The organism is Pseudoalteromonas sp. AWM4_233 (assembly GCF_056158285.1).
This window is the reverse complement of sequence record NZ_JBSWSZ010000001.1, coordinates 1,646,054-1,662,183: the sequence shown is the minus strand read 5'-3', so window position 1 is coordinate 1,662,183 and position 16,130 is coordinate 1,646,054. Positions and strand designations below refer to the sequence as shown.

Below are 16,130 nucleotides of genomic sequence, written 5' to 3'. Positions count from 1 at the left end.
GCAAATAAAAAAGTAAAACAGTCACCAAGGCAGACAGCCATATTAATCAATTAAATACAAAAGGAATACAACATGAAGCGAACTTTTATTGCACTATCTCTATTAGCAGTTGTTAGCAGTGCCTCAGTTGCTGATGAAAATACCCTTAATCACAATAAAGTGGCAGATACTTTTTTAACCACACTGAATAGTCAAAACCTGTCTAACATAGAAAACTTTGTTGTTTCTCATTTCTCAAAAGATGCGCTTTCACGTTGGGAAGGAACGGGTAAAGATAGGTATGTTGGCTACTCAATGAATAAAGCACTTTACCTTGGCAATTTAGAAGTCTTGGACTCTAAATTGGAAAAAACAGACAATGGCTTACAACATATTAGTACGCTTTACTCTAAAAACATTGATATGCAATACCGCATGGTAATCTATTTCAATAATCAGCAAGAGCGCGCTATAACAGGTTGGTATATTGGGGAAAACCCAAAAGACACCTCTCATCTTTCTAAATTATCGGATGATAGATTTGTCGAAGAAGTAAAAAGCTACAGTACCAGATTGGCGAATAACGGCGCGTTTTCTGGCGCTATTTTACTCGCTAAAGGTGACAAAGTGCTCTTCTCTGCTGCACACGGATTAGCTTCAAGACGTTACGATGTGCCTAATAATTTAAATACGAAATTCCAAATTGGTTCGATGAATAAGATGTTTACCAGTACTGCTATTTTGCAGCTAGTTGAACAAGGTAAAATATCGCTAGACGACCCTATGACAAAATACATTGACCCAAACCTTTTAGGTGAGGGAGATTTTTCAAAAATTAAAATTAAACATTTGCTGAGTCATACATCGGGTATTGGAAATGGAGAAGGCTTCAATGCAATTCAAAATAAAGTCCGATCATTAAAAGATATAACCCCCCTACTTGCTTCCATCGATACAACCTTTGAACCAGGTTCAAGATGGAGGTACAGCAATAACGGTATGATGCTGCTTGGGAAAGTCATCGAAAATGTGAGCGGTGAAAGCTATTTCGACTACATTAACAAACACGTTTATGCCAAAGCAGATATGCGCAATAGCGGCAGTTTTGACTTAGACGTCCCCGTCAAGAACACGGCAAGGAACTATTGGTTTTCAGTAGAAACCGGCCAAATCACCGAGAATTTAATGTTTCAATCTGTAAAAGGTGGCCCTGCTGGCGGGGGTTATTCTACAGTGTCAGATCTCCATAAATTTGCGATTGCAATGCAAAATGGCAAATTAATAAGCAAATCCCTCGCTCAACAAGCACTAAGTGCAAAACCAGAGCTTAATGCAAATAACTGGGGGTATGGCTTTTCAATAAGAGGCGACGAAGAAAATACCATTATTGGTCATAACGGTCAGCACCTCGGTATGACCGCTCGTTTAAATATGTATCAAGAAAAAGGCTATATCTTAGTTGTGTTGGGTAATTATGAGTCATCAGCTTGGCCTGTTATCGCAAAAGTAAATCAACTTATGAAACGACTGTAACTATCCTTCACCTCACCACAAGCAGCTAGGATTTGATCCTAGCTGCTTCAACGCAGCACTATTTCAAACCCAAACCACAAAATTAACGTATTTAATTATCAACAAATCCAAATTTTTGTTTGAAACTATTTAAACGAAACATTTCGCCCATATATTGATGAATATTGAACTTTTAAACAAATAATCGCACAAATTACTGATTGGCTTTATTTTTGAGGGGTCTTATGAAACGAGTCGTGTTGTTTTTGATTACAAACCTAGCGGTGATGATCGTTTTAGGTGTTGTCTTATCCATCCTAATGAGTGTCTTTGGTATTAGCAACCGAAGCCTAGGTGGTATTTTAATGATATCAACTGTGTTTGGTTTTGGTGGCGCGTTTATTTCACTATTTATGTCGAAATGGATGGCCAAGAAATCGACTGGTGCTTATGTCATTGAGCAACCAAGAAATGAAACTGAACATTGGTTAATGACAACGGTTGCACGTCAAGCGGAGCAAGTCGGTATTAAAATGCCAGAAGTGGCAATTTACGACAGCCCAGAAATGAATGCGTTCGCAACTGGCCCGAGTAAGAACAATAGTCTTGTTGCTGTTAGCACAGGTTTAATGCACAGCATGACCCGTGATGAAGCAGAAGCTGTACTTGCTCATGAAGTGTCTCACGTTGCTAATGGCGATATGGTTACCCTGACTTTGATACAAGGTGTTGTTAATACCTTTGTTATCTTCATCTCTAAAGTACTTGCAGGTATCGTTGATAACTTCTTAAACAGCGATGAAGAAGGTGAAAACAGTGGTGGCAGTTGGACTTATTTCATTTTTGATATGATTTTCCAAATCATCTTTGGCATTTTAGCTTCAGTCGTAGTGGCTTACTTTAGTCGTAAACGAGAATTTGCTGCAGACAGTGGTGCAGCGCAATTAGTTGGTGCACATAAAATGCGAGCAGCCCTTGAGCGCCTGCGTACCAACCATGAATCACAGCTTGAAGGCTCAATGATGGCATTTGGTATTGCGTCAGGTAAGAGTATTGCGGATATGTTCGCGTCTCACCCACCACTTGAGCAACGTATTAATGCATTAAAATAAAGTACTAAAAATATGGAAACTAGGGAGCGCAACTGTGCTCCCTTGATATTTACTGCTAGCTATTTTTTTAAATCAACTACTTTTCTAACCATGCAAGAATGCGTTGTTGAAACCCTCTTATTGGTGATTCGCCATGCGATGCCGACGGGCCAAATTCGAAATAAGGGCTTTGTAATGATTTTTGTAATTGTTCACACACATAAATATCTTCTTGCATAAAATCTCCACTGCCTAGGGGATGGCTTTCAGGACGATCCGATAATTTAGCCCTCTGCTTCGATGCCCAATAACCGGATGATTTAGCCGATTGTGAAAAAAAGCTAAGGCTGCACGCTTTTTTAACCTTTGATCTGATCACCACTTTGCTTCGCGTTACAGAGAGTGGGATGATCTGATAAATCGACCAAGAAGACTCATTCTCAGCCAAACCAAAACAAGGAAATAACATGGGCACATAAGCGCCCAATTTTTCATCGTTTTCATCCATGATTAGGGGAAGATAACTTTTACTGCCGATATTATTGCGAAAATCTTCGCTAACAGGCTCCCAAAAATAAAAGTGGTCACCCGTAAAACCAAATTCAGCTTTGCTATGGTCGTACATAGATAAGGTCCCAGCATGAAGCTGAGCCAGATGATAATGATCTATGTAATTTTCGACGATTAACTTCCAATTTGCCTCGATTTCATATTCCACTAAGTCGTCCGTTGACTCTATAAGATCTGCAGTATCGTATGCCGCAATATGGTGATTCATCTGAGCAAAGTAACTTTGCAATGGCTCTGCACGACTGTCAGGATGAACCCATAGCATGCCTCTCCACACGCCCACTTGTGCAGGCTTTAATGACAAACATGCTTTGTCTAACTCTGTAAATTCATGTTTTTGTTTTGGCAATCCTTTTAATTTCCCTTGCCAATCATACGTCCAGTCATGATAGGGGCAGCTAAGACTGGCTTTTTCTATGACTCCCTTGCCTTCAACAAGCTGCATTCCCCTATGGCGACAAATATTATGAAAAGCGCTTAATTCCCCCGCTTGGTCTCTTACTATCACAATATTATTGTGTCCAACTTGGACCGTTAAAAAATGGTTATCTTGCTTTAGATCGTCAACTAAGCCAGCAAAATGCCAACAATCCGAAAAAATCTTGCGCATTTCTGCTTCGAAGATGGCTTCATCTAAGTAATGTTTCGCCGTAAACAGGTTATATTCCATATCTCTTCCTATTAAAAAGTCCAATACGGATAAATAAAACACGAAGCAGCCACTAATGCCCAAATCAGCATAGTTAGCCAATACATAAATGGTTGCTCACTGCGTACATAGGGCTCCCAAATATAAGCAACGCCTCTGACTAAATCGAAAAGTAGCCATAATACCAACGCAAAACCAAGCCAATAGCTCCAAGGCAAATTCATAAACATACTCTACTCCTGTTCATCTGCGTTTAATAAACCATTCATATTGGTATCTATTGCTGCCTGCCAGCCTTTGCCCGGAACGGTACAAGTGAAAGTAAGGCTATTACCTTGCTGCTGGCTCAGGTTAACTAATTCATCAACTGATAATTTTTCTTCGAATGCGGAGTCTGATCTGAATAATTGCTCATTTACATGAAAGTAATACCCTCGTTGTTTATCAGCAATCACGCCAAGGGCGATCAGTTCACACTCTTTGACTTCTCCTCCTAACAGTTTAGACACAAACTTTGTATTTGCCCTTTGTGTAAACAATGTCAGCCTTGCGATTGCCAATTCAGAAGAGTCAGCATTAAGGGTTATCTGTTGCCCGACAATAGGCGCTAAATCATTATCGAATTCCATCATGTAATCGACTAAACCCTGACGTGTTGTTTCATCGGGAATACCTATTTCACCGAGGTTAAAATGACAACCATGTCGTTCATCCGCGCCTTCAGGGCAACCCGTTTCACCATTGTCAAATACTCCCCCTCGAAGAAAATTCATAAGTTGATCTGTGGCGCCATCATGTAAAAAGCCAAAGCCTCGAATTTGCTCACCTTGATGATCACTGGTGTGGGACGGTAAAAACCCTGTTCTATCGGGTAAGCCAAACATGCCGACACGTGTGTATAAGTTGCGAAGTTGCGGCACTTTTAAGATTTGGATCTCACCGCCATGGGCAATTTCACCGCGACTGCCATAGAAACCTTTGGCATGATCAACACCATGGCAGCCTTCGCAGTTCACACCATCTGAAGTATCTCCATTTAAATCAGTATCTGTGGCAGCTCCATCCGCACGTCGCGCACCGTGAAAAAAGTCAGAGCCTTGTTGAGCAGAATTCGATAAACCATTATCGAGCCCACGGATAGGGTTTGGAGGCAATGCAACAGCCAACATAAAATCGGCAAATTTATCCATGTCTTTTTCGAGTTGCTCCACTTGCTCTGATTTATTACTGCTTTCTACCGAATGCGGTAATTCGATATCTAATCCTAACAACCCTTCAAACGCGACAATGAAGTTTTTAAAAGAGGTACGTTCGTCTAGTGTTTGTGCTACATCATCTCCGAAATAGCCAATCGACCTATCGCCACGCCAATGCATATGCCCATGATTTTGCATGCCTCTGAGTGTTTGTGTTGTCATAGGCCCTTTCATTGCTGCAAAGCCAAGTTCATTGCCGTCACCATTTATGATCTCAAGTAGTTGGCAACTTGCTTCATCTTGACCAACCAATAAACAACCTAATTCACTGAGATGTTTTGTTGGGAAAGGCTGTGGGTTTTGCGCATTCTTTGCATCGGGATTGCCTAAATTCCAGCTCAGATGATCGGTATCTGCAAAAATATGACAACTGGCGCATGAAGATTCACCATTGGAAGACGAGCGGTTGGCGTCATACAGCATTGATCTTCCCGCCTTAAAAGAAGCAGGCTCAGGAGAAAACATACTAATGCGTTGGCGTTCCGCTTTGTTTGTTAAATCGATATGAACCAAACTGTTATCGAAGCGGGTATAAACAAAGAGCGCGTTATGTTCTTCATCAAGCATTAACCCCGCAGGACCACCTTGAACACTGAGATAATACTTGCTTTGCTTTTCAGGACTAAACTCTTCTCCAGTATTATTCCAAAATTTATTATTTGATAGTTGCTCGGTTGGTAGCACGGCGACTTTATTTGATCCGATAACAGCGCTGTATAAAGTGGCACCGTCTTTTGAGATAGCCACCTGCAAAGGATTAGACAAGCTGTGTTGCTTAACCCCGTTATTTCCCTTCAAGTCAGCATAATTTATGTGTCTATTAAGGTGACGTGGTGAAACTGTGCCGTTTATTGGGTTAATCACGGTGATCCTCGAACGCGCTATGTCACCTTGCACTGTGGAGCCCGTAAACTCCCCAGCCCCTTCGAATCGAGTTGCATTATTTGCTTCTGTATTGGTTACAAATAACTCATCGGTTTTTGGATTAACCGCAATATTAAATAACGTCGTCCCCACTTTTTGGTAACTTGCGATCTGTTGGTGGCTCTCTGCATTAATGACAAATACGTCATTATCGGGTAAGGTGAATCGAATAGCATTTGAAAAGTTTCTGCCTTTAGAGTCTAGCCATCGTCCTGTTCGCTGGTCATATTTTACAATCATACTGGTCCATGGCTGAGGCTCACCATAAGCATTGACACCTGGTGCTGTACGGCCTCCTGGTAAATAACTGTCAGCCAAACCATTAGGGGATGTTTTGCCATCTAATACTTGGCATGGAAAACTGCCATATTCATCATCTTCAAAACCGTTGCACATCACAGCTTCGTGGACTGCGGTCGTTTGATTACCCGAATTTAACACCGCGCCATAAACTTTAGATCCATCATTCGATACAGCTAATGCGCGCATTGTATCGCCAAACAAAGAGATAATTTCGAGTGGCGTTCCGCCTAAAGCCTTACCTAATTTATGGCTATCAAAAACCCAAATATCAGCTCGGCCAACACTCGGTGTATGCAATTGTGGATCGCCGGCACCTTTGACATTTCTTAATTGAGGATTAAGCCTTTGCTGGCCTCGGTGTGCTGTCGTAATAAATGCTTTTTGTTTTGCAAACACAATGTCTCGCGGTTCGTCACCAACCAGTAGTGTGCGCTTTACCCGCAACGGCCAGACAGTTAAATCTATGATGCTGATCGAATCAGAAAGATGATTGACGACCCAAGCTTGATTGTTATGAATAGCAATTGCTACAGGCTCCAAACCAACAGGAACTGTTTGTTTTAGCATTAACATCCCAACATCGTCTCTACTAAAAACCTCAATACTGTTGTTGGCAGTATTTGTCACTAATACCAATTTACCGTCTTGGCTTTTTGCGATCGGCCTCACTGGCGCTGATTCAAAGCCAATATAGTCGCCCTTTGCTGTGGGCGGCAGTACTTTAGGTGGTTGAGTTATCGGCTGACTTGTTGCTGGGGGGATCTGGATGTTGCCAGATTCTTTATTCGCACCACACCCCGTAACAAAAATTGTGGAGAGTGCGATCAAAAATATGCTTTTCATAGCTTCCCTTAGATGGTTTATTTTCACATTGACAATTTATAATTTAGATCGAATGAAGATTAATTGTCAACATGACAATTTAAAGCTTCGTTGCTATAGTAGGTAAAAATACAAATGAGGATATCAAGATGGCTAGACCCAGTATGGCTGCACAGCGAAAAGAAGAAATTCTCGATGCGCTCGAAGCCTGTATTTTAAATTTTGGCATACAAGCTACATCGCTTGAAAACATTGCAGAACAAGCGGGTGTAAAGCGCACGATTTTACGTCACTACATAGGAAATAGAGATGATATTATCTGTGCACTCAGTAAACGCCTGCGTGAAAACTATTCTGAACAATGGCGCCAGCTATTACTTTGGCTGCCTTCGAGCAATAAAGTCGAAGCAATTATCGACGCCTTATTTACTGTAGGGTCGCAGCAAAAAATTAATGCCACCATTATCGGTGAAGCCATATTTTCAGAGGCGAAACGCCTGCCAAATATCAAGGCAGATCAAGAACAGATCATGGAAGAATTTTTAAACATAATGAGTGAAAACTTGAAACTTGAATACCCAGAGTCTGATGACAAAAAAATCGAATTGGTCGCTTATGGGATCTATGCAAACTACTTATTATCAGAATCATTCTTACCACTCACTTTAGTTGACCAAGTTTATAAACTGAAAGATTCGTCAAAACTACTTTGTACTACATTAACGTAAAGTAAACTCACCCGATTTATTTTCACATTGACAATTTAAATTCAAAAAAATAAGCTATGCTTAATTTTTAGCTTATTTATGGATTTTATATGAAATTAATCGGGCCGATTATTGCCTCTGGGGCCATCGTTTTAACTGTATGGGGCGTGGCTCTATTGCAGCCTATGCCAGCTATTGCAATAACAAATGCACAAGTAACAAAACTGTCAGAGCCTGAAAGCAGGACACAAAAAGACGATAAACAACAAATAAAAGTGCGTGAACTAGCTGATACAAAATCAGTAACCCCCACTTTGATTTCCTTAAATAAACAGGTTATTTCTGGAAATACAGCAAGGCTCGCAACAAATAATGTAGAAAGTTTATGGCAAGATTTTAATGCAAATATTACGCTGAATAGCGCACTGGTTAAGCAACCCAAAGCGGTTTATGTTTTCTATCGTGAGTTCTCTTCAAATTTCGAAACCGCCACCATTACCATTGGCTACCCTATCGAGGCACTGTCTGCTGTGAAAAATTCGGTCACTATTGAAAGTGCAAACTACGCCACCGTTCTTAACCGAAAGAAGTACACAACCACAGAATTAGCTGATGGCTGGCAACAAATCGATTATCGACGTCCTATCAAACAAGTCATTGAAATACATCATTTATCAAGCAATAGCACAGTGCTAAGTACTGAACTATTGGTAAATTATGGAGAATAGCCCGATGGATTTTTTAATGTATCAATTTACAACAGATGATATTTGGTGGCTTGAAACCTTTATTGACGATTGGTTTTTAGTCATTGCTTTAGGTTTATTTGTGGTCGAAATGCTCAGATATGCATTCAAAAAACAGTTTACCAAAAATTTATTGGGCGACAGTGTTACTAACTTCATTACTTTAGGCTTGTTCATTGTTATCGTCTCACTGGTGGCACTGACTTACGCAGGAGTATTTTTTTACGTCTACGACAATTTTAGAATCGTCGACTTACCTCTGACGCCATGGACCATCTTATGCTGTATTGTACTCGCCGATCTGGCCTATTATTGGGAGCATCGTTTTCTGCATAAAAATGGCTTTGCATGGGCTACTCACACAGTCCATCATAGTTCACCGCACTTTAATATTTCGGTTGCTTACCGTCATGGCCCTATGGATTGGTTTTTTCCGTTGTTCTTTCATTTACCGCTCGCCTTGCTAGGATTTAATCCTTTCATTATTTTCTTAGCCGAAGTGGTCGTACAGGTTTATCAAACCTTATTACACACAGAAACAGTTAAAAAATTCCCCAAACCAATTGAAGCAATATTTAATACACCCTCACACCATAGAGTTCATCATGCCACTAATAAACAATATTTAGATAAAAACTATGCGGGTATTTTTATTATTTGGGATCGTATGTTTGGCACTTTTGCCAAAGAAGATGAAAAAGTGAGGTTTGGTGTTTTTCCACGAATTAGCAGTGTAAATCCGTTAACAGTATTTTTTAGCGGTTATGGCAAACTCTTAAAGCAATTAGTCAATGCCCCAAACTGGTCTTATCGCCTTAAACTTCTCGTTAAACCGCCTATTTGGGCGTGGCAACAAGAACAACAGGCTAAATCAAAAAAAACTTAGCCAACACAGTATTATCAGAGCAATAAAACGCCTTAGTTATAAAACTAAGGCGTTACCATGATTACTGAATATTCGAAATTAAGTCTGGATTAACAACTAGATTACGCACACCATGAGCGTGGTCTTCGTTGAATGCGTTACCTTTACACCATTCACCGACTGTCTCGATATTTACCTTAGCAACACGTGGGCGAACGCTCCAGCTCACTTGTAAAGGCGAACCTTGCTCATTGTAGCTAGGACCCGTTGTTGAACCTGCGTACTGTACTGGTGCACCGGTAAAATTTGGAATATTAAGCGCTTGATAGTAACCGTTTTGCTTACCAAATTTTGTTAAATCAGCAAAATCTAATGCGTTTTTGTCGTTTACAAGTACATACACTTGCGCTTCTACACGTAATTGTGGGTTAGCAATTGAGTCGCTTAAACAAGCACCCAGTGTTGGACCTGGTTTTACTTGTGCTGTTGTATGAACATAGTGAAGTTCAATGGTATCACCCGGGAATAGACCCCCCGTTTTAGAAGGACAAATTTGGCCTTTAACTTCTTTTAACTCTTTCTTCGAAAGTTCACCGTTATAAACAAATCCAGTTTCAAAACCTTTGCCGTTACCATTGCCAGCATATTTAGTGAATTCGCCGCCTTTATGCTCAGCATTTTTATGGAAGTGGATATTACACAAGTTCATTTCTTTTTGAGAAGGTGCGGCATTAAAAGCGATGTTGTTTTCGCCCTCTAAAGTATCAATATCACGCGGAGATTGCGGGCCAAAACCTTTACCCTCAGTATTTTTAGCAAGGTTAGCACGCTGATCTGCGATCACTTTGTCTGATACATCTGCCATCACAGCGAATGAAGTAGATGTGATGATGCCCATTGCACATAGTGTTTTTAATTTCATATTTCTCTCAGTTATTAATGATTAAAAATTTCGCAATAAAATTATTAGCAATATAAATAATGACTTATGAGTGAATTATATCTAAAACCAATTAAAAATACCTTTTTTAGGTATAAAAACACATGTAAAAAGCAACAAATTAGGAACTAAGATTGCTAGATTTCAACTATCATTCGGTGTTTTTTGCTCTATGCTTAAATAAAAGTTGATAGTGGTGTTCTCGATGAGGCGAATTACGTTTCTACTTTCTTTTGCTTGCCTGTTTTTTTCACAGACTATACTTGCACAAAACTGTAAGAAAATTGGCGTGGTATCAAGCTGGCCCCCTTTAACCGTGTTCGATAACAAAGGTGCAACGGGCCTTGATGTTGAGATTGTACAGGCAATATTTGACCAAGCCGGTTTATGCTACAAATTTGTGCGGCTTCCCTCCAGTGCAAGAACCTTTGAAGAAATGGGGAAAGGTGTCATTGATGTTTCCACCATGACAAGCTTTACAATTGAAAGGCAAAAATATGGAATCTTCTCAGAAAGTTATCGAGATGAGAAGATGAGACTAATATCTCTGTTTAAACCAAGGCCTATACAAAACCTTAAAGCAATTCTCAGAAAAGATAATACCATTGGTTTAAGCATTGGGTCTTATTATGGAAAGGAGCTAAAAATACTACTCGAACACCAAAAATTCAAAGAACAGTTTGTGAGTTTGGCAAGTGCTAACAGCCGCATCTCAATGCTGATTAAAAACCGCGTCGATTTTATTATTGATGACATTATCAGTGCTCATTACTATAAGACAGCACTCGGCCACAACAATATTAAAGTATGGCCTTACATAGTACATGATAATCCTGTACACCTTCTACTAAGCCACAAATCTTTCACACCACACGAAATTAAAATAATTAATGAGGCAATAAACGAGTTACAACCTAAGATTGATGCCATTATGATGAGTTATTTAGTTAACAACTAGTTTTTAATTACAGATAAACTGTTTAGTGCTGATTTGCCATGCCATTTAAGAACGCCAAACGCTTTTTCTCGGTTTCATTAGGTTGGTAGTCCGTTTTTTCTATGCCTGATAGGTCAACACCATCGAATGCCAATTTTTCAATCTCAGAGTTACCAAATCGAGATGGCTCTGCGGGGTGTGTTGACCGCTTTTCTATGGTGAAAGTGGCCAGCTCAAATTCACTTGTGTTTGGCAGTACACTTTGATGTGCTCGCAACAAAGCCTGTTTTTGCCCTACTTCTAATTTAGCTTCAGAAACTAAAGAGGCGATAGGTTGCGCACCTGAAAACAAATTTGCTCTCACTCTATAAAGACCTGCTTTCTCTACTTTAATATCAATAGGAAAAACTAGGTCGGCGTTTTCAACAAATGGTTTTGTTCCACCGATAATTGTCGCACTTCTTTGGTTGTAACTAATTTGCGCAACAAGGGGGATTTCATCGCCATTTACGTTAGCTAGTGCAGTGATCTGCAAGTTTACAGGATAATCACTATTCCCTTTAATTTGAGCTAAGTATCCATCTTCTGAAAATTGCATCGTATGGTTTGACATGGTCTTACGCGTATCAGCATCCTGCACTTTCAATTTCACGCCGTATATATCGCTTCCTTTGACCAGAACCTTAATAGCCTCAGGTGCAACAAAATGATATTTATTTAGTACCATGGATATTTTCACATTACTATCTTGCGTGACCATAGTCACTGGCTCGAAATAATTTGGATTTAATAAGCTAAAGTCATTTAAAGAAAGAGGTTGTGAATATGGCGGAAATTTCAACGTTTGCTCGTATTTAGTTGCGATGATTTTTGCCGACTCAACAATGGATTGGTCAAAGCTTATTGGCATAGGCTTCTTACTTTCTTGAGTAGCTTCTTTAATGATTTCTTGCGAAGAGTCAAATTCTTCAACTTGATTGAGTACCTGTGCTGTTTTTATCGCAATATCTAATTCATTATCGCTGTTTTGTTTTGAACCAAGAAAATACCAAATACTTATACAGCTAATAGCAACGAGTCCAATGACGATTTTGTTCTTTTTCATAGTGTCGACCATATAAGGCCGTAAAAATTATACGGCCTTAATAACATTACTCAATTTGAAATTTTATAACGTGTTATAAATTAACTTAGACATGCTTTGAGAATCAGATTGACTCACATATTTGTAATGAGTTTTAAATATCCAAAAACCATAATCTTTTTGGTAAGTGGAAAATGAAATTGTATCGCCATTATCCAATCTTAAAGCGTCATTCGCCGCTGTCACTTTGCCTTTTTGCTTATTCAAAATAATTGATAAGTGATCATAGTTATCAGACATCAACATTGGATAGTGATTCGGCATAAAGTTTGTCACTGCATCACCCTGTGATGAAATCTTGCCATTAAAAGCGATATTTGAAGAGCAGCTACCGAAGTCACCAGCTTTACTTGAACCACAACTCGAATGCGAAGCTACTACGCTATCATCTTTGCCTTTTAAAAATAACTTTGTCGCACCGAGGAATAGATCGCCCTCACCTACAAATCGAAGTCTTGGTGCTCTGTCACTCGGTAATGCAGCCAATTGTCGCGCATTATTTACTTTAAGGTCGTTCAACACACCTAACTTATCGGTTAATGGGCCACCCAACCAAGCCTGCAAAGCAGCTTCAATTAGTGGGTTCCAAGATGTCGCACCTTGAGTTACATTCACAGCTAAATCAGCCAATTCACTGCCGCCACCAGCCCCTGCGATATCAAATGTTGCAATAATATTGAGCGGCTTAAGTCCAGCTGCATTTAACCAGTTTGCTTGGTTATCAATTATATAGCGTGCCACCAGATCACCTGTTGAGTGCGTAACAAGTACACAACCTTGATCACATACGCCACGTTCACTCATCGACTTTAATTTTGGCCAAACGAAGTCTGTGGCGATTTTACCTTTAACACGTTCAAACGAAGGCCAATCTATTCTTTCATCAGCCAAAGCACCCCAATAATCAGCCCAATAGCTTTCGCCATCATTGCTAACTGAATTTGGCGAACCAAACAATAATTGTTGCGGTTGAAAACCATGAATTAAAACAGTTTTATAATTTGCTGCACTTGCAACATTAGTTAGTGTTAAAGCCCATACTGCAAAAACTAAGCTTGTTATTTTCATTGTGTTCAGATTGCCCATTGCAACCTCCAAGTTTCTTGCAAAAATAACCTGATTTCGATTACGCGAAATCAGGTTTCCCGTGCGGCATCTGGTATGACATCTGTCCAGATGCAATTAGAGTATTAGATCGAAATATAAACATTTGCAATATTTCATTTACATTTATTCACGTTTTATGTCAGAGATTTGAACGTTTATTGAAGGCACTTAGGCTTAACTGACTCATTAAAATAAAGAAATTTATAAATCTAAAATTGAGGATTTTCCGTAGAAAGAAAGTTGTTTTTATAGAATTTAAAAAAGTATGGATTTATTAGAGCATGAAGTTTCACGCATAATCGAAATGGCGTGGGAAGATAGAACACCATTTGAAGCAATAAATTCGCTTTATGGTTTAAATGAAACGCAAGTTATTAATTTAATGCGTAAAGAAATGAAACCAAGCAGCTTCAAAATGTGGCGTAAACGCATGGCGGGACGAGAGACTAAACATTTAAAGTTACGCAACCCTGACATCTCACGCGGATATTGTAAAACGCAATATAAGCACCGCTAAATAGTGCCCATATTACGTTTCTGATTGATTTATTTTGCAAATATAATTTGAGAGCTTATTCAGCCAATAAAACTTTGATGTCTGCAAAGTTTGGTCGAAGCGTAATATTGTCATTCAAACATGCATCTCTAAGGGATATTAGCTTAGCTATCGTACTGTTATCACTTTCATTTAGCTGGCTTTGTGTCAGCAAATCATCTAACAGGTTACCAAACGCTCTGACTTCAATACGTTCAAATTGCTGTTGCTGAATCTCAGAAAGGTTATGTAGCTGAGTCGCAGCACCAAAATCACCGAACATCACATGTCCCTGTGCATCAATCATTGTATTATGCGCGTAGAAATCACCATGACTGACTTGCCGATTATGTAAATGCGATAATACATCTGCTAACTGTTTAGCAGTGTTGCTGATTGTTTCAATAGAAAATTGCGTGCCTTCGACAAATGTGTCTCTTGTACAGGTTTCATAGTTTGGTGGCAGGCCAAGGCTTTCATAACCTTTTGGTATTAAATCCATAAGTAAGGCCAAGAAATCTGGCTCTGAAATATGCGCAAATGTATTGATTAGATTTTCATGCTGACCCGCTGTTAAGCAAGCATTTAACTCATCTTCTGGATAACCATCACTGGTTTTACCACCTTTAAATACCTTAATAGCAATGTCTGTGTCAGCATTATTTAATTTACCTTGGTAAATTACACCCGATGCGCCCTGACCTATTTGCTCATTGAGTACAATATCTTGCTGCTCATACTGGGCAATACCTGAATGTACTTTGTGCTCACCAACCAATGGATTACCAGATAGCGCCAACCATGCCAATTTTGGCAGTTTAAATAAACCCGCTGGGACTGAAGTTAGTTCATTTGCTGAAAGTCTAACTAACTCTAATTGCTTGCACTGTGTAAAACTTTCAGGGATTGCAGTAAGTTTATTGCCGGCTAATGCTAACTTCTTTAGCTGACTTAATTGACCAAAGCTTTGTGGTAATTGAGTTAGACGATTGTCGGTTAAAATCAACCAGCGTAAGTTTCTTGGTAGTGATGTTTCACTGATTGACTTGATTTGATTCGATTTAAACCCAACCATATCTAAATTAATGCATTTCCCTAATACCTCAGGGAAAACTTTAAACTGATTAAACGATAAAAATAGTACTTTTAAGTTTTTGAGTTGAACAAAGCTGTCTGGTAATTCTGATAGAAGGTTATTTGAGAGATCTAACACTTCAAGTGTGTTTGATAAAGAAAGAATTTCTTCAGGGAATTCAGATAAGCCTTCGACTAATTGCAGCCTTTTATAACCTTGGTACTTCCCTGCTTTTAAATCATTTAGATTATGACATTGTTGCTCTGCTGCTGTTAGTCCTGAGATCACGCTTGTTCGCCTCCTAAAAATAAAGGCGAGAGTTTAACTTATCTTCTTCAATGATTCAGTAATGACTAAGCATATTCTATTCTTTATGTTCAAAGGAAACAAAGCGCGATTTACACGCGCTTTGTGAGTTAGTTTATAAAAGCCTAAAAGCTCGAGTCTGGTTCTTGCAAAAAAGCGATTTCTTGTTGGGTAGATTCTCTGCCTAAAATTTCATTACGATGTGGATAACGGCCAAATCTGTCTATGATCACTTTATGTTTCAGCTCGAACTCTAGATTATTTTCATTACCATGTGCCGTATAGAGCTTTACTGCTTCTTCATGAATGCGTTTTGATTCACTGTGCATGAATGGCAGATAAAAGAAGCTGCGTTTATCAACCACAACTAATTTATCAAAACCATTTTTAATGGCTTGCTGAGCAAGTGCCAAGGCGAGCGGATCTGCAGCAAAAGCTTGTGGCGTATCTCGATGTATATTCCTGGAAAATTGATCTAGTACAATCACTTCTGCAAGACTAGACTCTGCATTCTCTCGCCATTCAAACAACTCTCCTAGAACCGCTTGTTGATGTAATGCGCCAAAGCGTCGAACAATTTCAGTATCAAACGCTAAATCTTTTTGCCACCACATCTTTGGTGAGATTTCATTAAACCAAAAATCGAGTACTTGTTGATACAT

The 16,130-nt window shown here is 39.3% G+C and carries 15 protein-coding genes; 7 read left to right on the top strand and 8 right to left on the bottom strand.

The annotated features are described in order from the left end of the window. Window positions 1-72 precede the first annotated feature (72 nt). Both ACXAC4_RS07435 and htpX read left to right on the top strand, forming a co-directional pair. Complete coding sequence (locus tag ACXAC4_RS07435) at window positions 73-1,512, top strand: serine hydrolase domain-containing protein (protein ID WP_475160279.1); 1,440 nt, start codon at window positions 73-75, stop codon at window positions 1,510-1,512. A 224-nt stretch (window positions 1,513-1,736) separates the two neighbouring features. After that, complete coding sequence (htpX, locus tag ACXAC4_RS07430; protein WP_475160277.1) at window positions 1,737-2,603, top strand: protease HtpX; 867 nt, start codon at window positions 1,737-1,739, stop codon at window positions 2,601-2,603. Between the two features lie 76 nt (window positions 2,604-2,679). Here htpX and ACXAC4_RS07425 read toward each other — a convergent pair whose 3' ends face one another. The 3 genes from ACXAC4_RS07425 to ACXAC4_RS07415 are packed head-to-tail and all read right to left on the bottom strand — an operon-like array spanning window position 2,680 to window position 7,127. Beyond that, window positions 2,680-3,822 carry an aromatic ring-hydroxylating oxygenase subunit alpha gene (locus ACXAC4_RS07425; protein WP_475160276.1) on the bottom strand — a complete coding sequence of 381 codons (1,143 nt, stop codon included), beginning with the start codon at window positions 3,820-3,822 and terminating at the stop codon, window positions 2,680-2,682. 11 nt (window positions 3,823-3,833) lie between these two features. Next, window positions 3,834-4,031: a hypothetical protein gene (locus ACXAC4_RS07420; protein ID WP_475160274.1), complete on the bottom strand. Its 198-nt coding sequence runs from the start codon at window positions 4,029-4,031 to the stop codon at window positions 3,834-3,836. A 3-nt stretch (window positions 4,032-4,034) separates the two neighbouring features. Continuing rightward, on the bottom strand, window positions 4,035-7,127 hold the full coding sequence (locus tag ACXAC4_RS07415) for a YncE family protein (protein WP_475160273.1): 3,093 nt from the start codon (window positions 7,125-7,127) through the stop codon (window positions 4,035-4,037). A 128-nt stretch (window positions 7,128-7,255) separates the two neighbouring features. On the opposite strand from ACXAC4_RS07415, the gene ACXAC4_RS07410 reads away from it, so the two are divergent. From ACXAC4_RS07410 to ACXAC4_RS07400, 3 genes are all read left to right on the top strand, one after another. Further along, window positions 7,256-7,834 carry a TetR/AcrR family transcriptional regulator gene (locus ACXAC4_RS07410; protein WP_475160272.1) on the top strand — a complete coding sequence of 193 codons (579 nt, stop codon included), beginning with the start codon at window positions 7,256-7,258 and terminating at the stop codon, window positions 7,832-7,834. Between the two features lie 89 nt (window positions 7,835-7,923). Beyond that, window positions 7,924-8,541 (top strand): hypothetical protein, encoded by a 618-nt coding sequence (locus ACXAC4_RS07405; RefSeq protein WP_475160270.1) that lies wholly within the window; start codon window positions 7,924-7,926, stop codon window positions 8,539-8,541. Between the two features lie 4 nt (window positions 8,542-8,545). Continuing rightward, window positions 8,546-9,445: a sterol desaturase family protein gene (locus ACXAC4_RS07400; RefSeq protein WP_475160268.1), complete on the top strand. Its 900-nt coding sequence runs from the start codon at window positions 8,546-8,548 to the stop codon at window positions 9,443-9,445. Window positions 9,446-9,506: 61 nt separating this feature from the next. On the opposite strand, the gene ACXAC4_RS07395 is transcribed toward ACXAC4_RS07400, so the two are convergent. Further along, window positions 9,507-10,346 (bottom strand): delta-class carbonic anhydrase, encoded by an 840-nt coding sequence (locus ACXAC4_RS07395; RefSeq protein ID WP_475160266.1) that lies wholly within the window; start codon window positions 10,344-10,346, stop codon window positions 9,507-9,509. A 307-nt stretch (window positions 10,347-10,653) separates the two neighbouring features. On the opposite strand from ACXAC4_RS07395, the gene ACXAC4_RS07390 reads away from it, so the two are divergent. Beyond that, complete coding sequence (locus tag ACXAC4_RS07390; RefSeq protein ID WP_475160265.1) at window positions 10,654-11,322, top strand: substrate-binding periplasmic protein; 669 nt, start codon at window positions 10,654-10,656, stop codon at window positions 11,320-11,322. 22 nt (window positions 11,323-11,344) lie between these two features. On the opposite strand, the gene ACXAC4_RS07385 is transcribed toward ACXAC4_RS07390, so the two are convergent. Beyond that, window positions 11,345-12,406 carry a hypothetical protein gene (locus tag ACXAC4_RS07385; RefSeq protein ID WP_475160263.1) on the bottom strand — a complete coding sequence of 354 codons (1,062 nt, stop codon included), beginning with the start codon at window positions 12,404-12,406 and terminating at the stop codon, window positions 11,345-11,347. Window positions 12,407-12,469: 63 nt separating this feature from the next. Further along, window positions 12,470-13,531 carry a hypothetical protein gene (locus ACXAC4_RS07380; RefSeq protein ID WP_475160262.1) on the bottom strand — a complete coding sequence of 354 codons (1,062 nt, stop codon included), beginning with the start codon at window positions 13,529-13,531 and terminating at the stop codon, window positions 12,470-12,472. 286 nt (window positions 13,532-13,817) lie between these two features. Here ACXAC4_RS07380 and ACXAC4_RS07375 point away from each other — a divergent pair, with 286 nt between their 5' ends. Next, window positions 13,818-14,069 carry a TIGR03643 family protein gene (locus ACXAC4_RS07375; RefSeq protein ID WP_138482461.1) on the top strand — a complete coding sequence of 84 codons (252 nt, stop codon included), beginning with the start codon at window positions 13,818-13,820 and terminating at the stop codon, window positions 14,067-14,069. A gap of 55 nt (window positions 14,070-14,124) precedes the next feature. On the opposite strand, the gene ACXAC4_RS07370 is transcribed toward ACXAC4_RS07375, so the two are convergent. Continuing rightward, entirely contained in the window at window positions 14,125-15,450 is a 1,326-nt protein-coding gene (locus tag ACXAC4_RS07370; RefSeq protein ID WP_475160258.1) for a leucine-rich repeat-containing protein kinase family protein, read from the bottom strand. A 143-nt stretch (window positions 15,451-15,593) separates the two neighbouring features. Next, the gene (locus ACXAC4_RS07365; protein ID WP_475160256.1) at window positions 15,594-16,130 is read right to left on the bottom strand and encodes a DUF924 family protein; all 537 of its coding nucleotides are present in this window, start codon (window positions 16,128-16,130) and stop codon (window positions 15,594-15,596) included.

Bases quoted from the DNA above. Each gene is read 5' to 3' on its own strand.
- ACXAC4_RS07435 (WP_475160279.1), top strand. From the start codon at position 73: ATGAAGCGAACTTTTATTGCACTATCTCTATTAGCAGTTGTTAGCAGT.
- htpX (WP_475160277.1), top strand. From the start codon at position 1,737: ATGAAACGAGTCGTGTTGTTTTTGATTACAAACCTAGCGGTGATGATC.
- ACXAC4_RS07425 (WP_475160276.1), bottom strand. From the start codon at position 3,822: ATGGAATATAACCTGTTTACGGCGAAACATTACTTAGATGAAGCCATC.
- ACXAC4_RS07420 (WP_475160274.1), bottom strand. From the start codon at position 4,031: ATGTTTATGAATTTGCCTTGGAGCTATTGGCTTGGTTTTGCGTTGGTA.
- ACXAC4_RS07415 (WP_475160273.1), bottom strand. From the start codon at position 7,127: ATGAAAAGCATATTTTTGATCGCACTCTCCACAATTTTTGTTACGGGG.
- ACXAC4_RS07410 (WP_475160272.1), top strand. From the start codon at position 7,256: ATGGCTAGACCCAGTATGGCTGCACAGCGAAAAGAAGAAATTCTCGAT.
- ACXAC4_RS07405 (WP_475160270.1), top strand. From the start codon at position 7,924: ATGAAATTAATCGGGCCGATTATTGCCTCTGGGGCCATCGTTTTAACT.
- ACXAC4_RS07400 (WP_475160268.1), top strand. From the start codon at position 8,546: ATGGATTTTTTAATGTATCAATTTACAACAGATGATATTTGGTGGCTT.
- ACXAC4_RS07395 (WP_475160266.1), bottom strand. From the start codon at position 10,346: ATGAAATTAAAAACACTATGTGCAATGGGCATCATCACATCTACTTCA.
- ACXAC4_RS07385 (WP_475160263.1), bottom strand. From the start codon at position 12,406: ATGAAAAAGAACAAAATCGTCATTGGACTCGTTGCTATTAGCTGTATA.
- ACXAC4_RS07380 (WP_475160262.1), bottom strand. From the start codon at position 13,531: ATGGGCAATCTGAACACAATGAAAATAACAAGCTTAGTTTTTGCAGTA.
- ACXAC4_RS07375 (WP_138482461.1), top strand. From the start codon at position 13,818: ATGGATTTATTAGAGCATGAAGTTTCACGCATAATCGAAATGGCGTGG.
- ACXAC4_RS07365 (WP_475160256.1), bottom strand. From the start codon at position 16,130: ATGTATCAACAAGTACTCGATTTTTGGTTTAATGAAATCTCACCAAAG.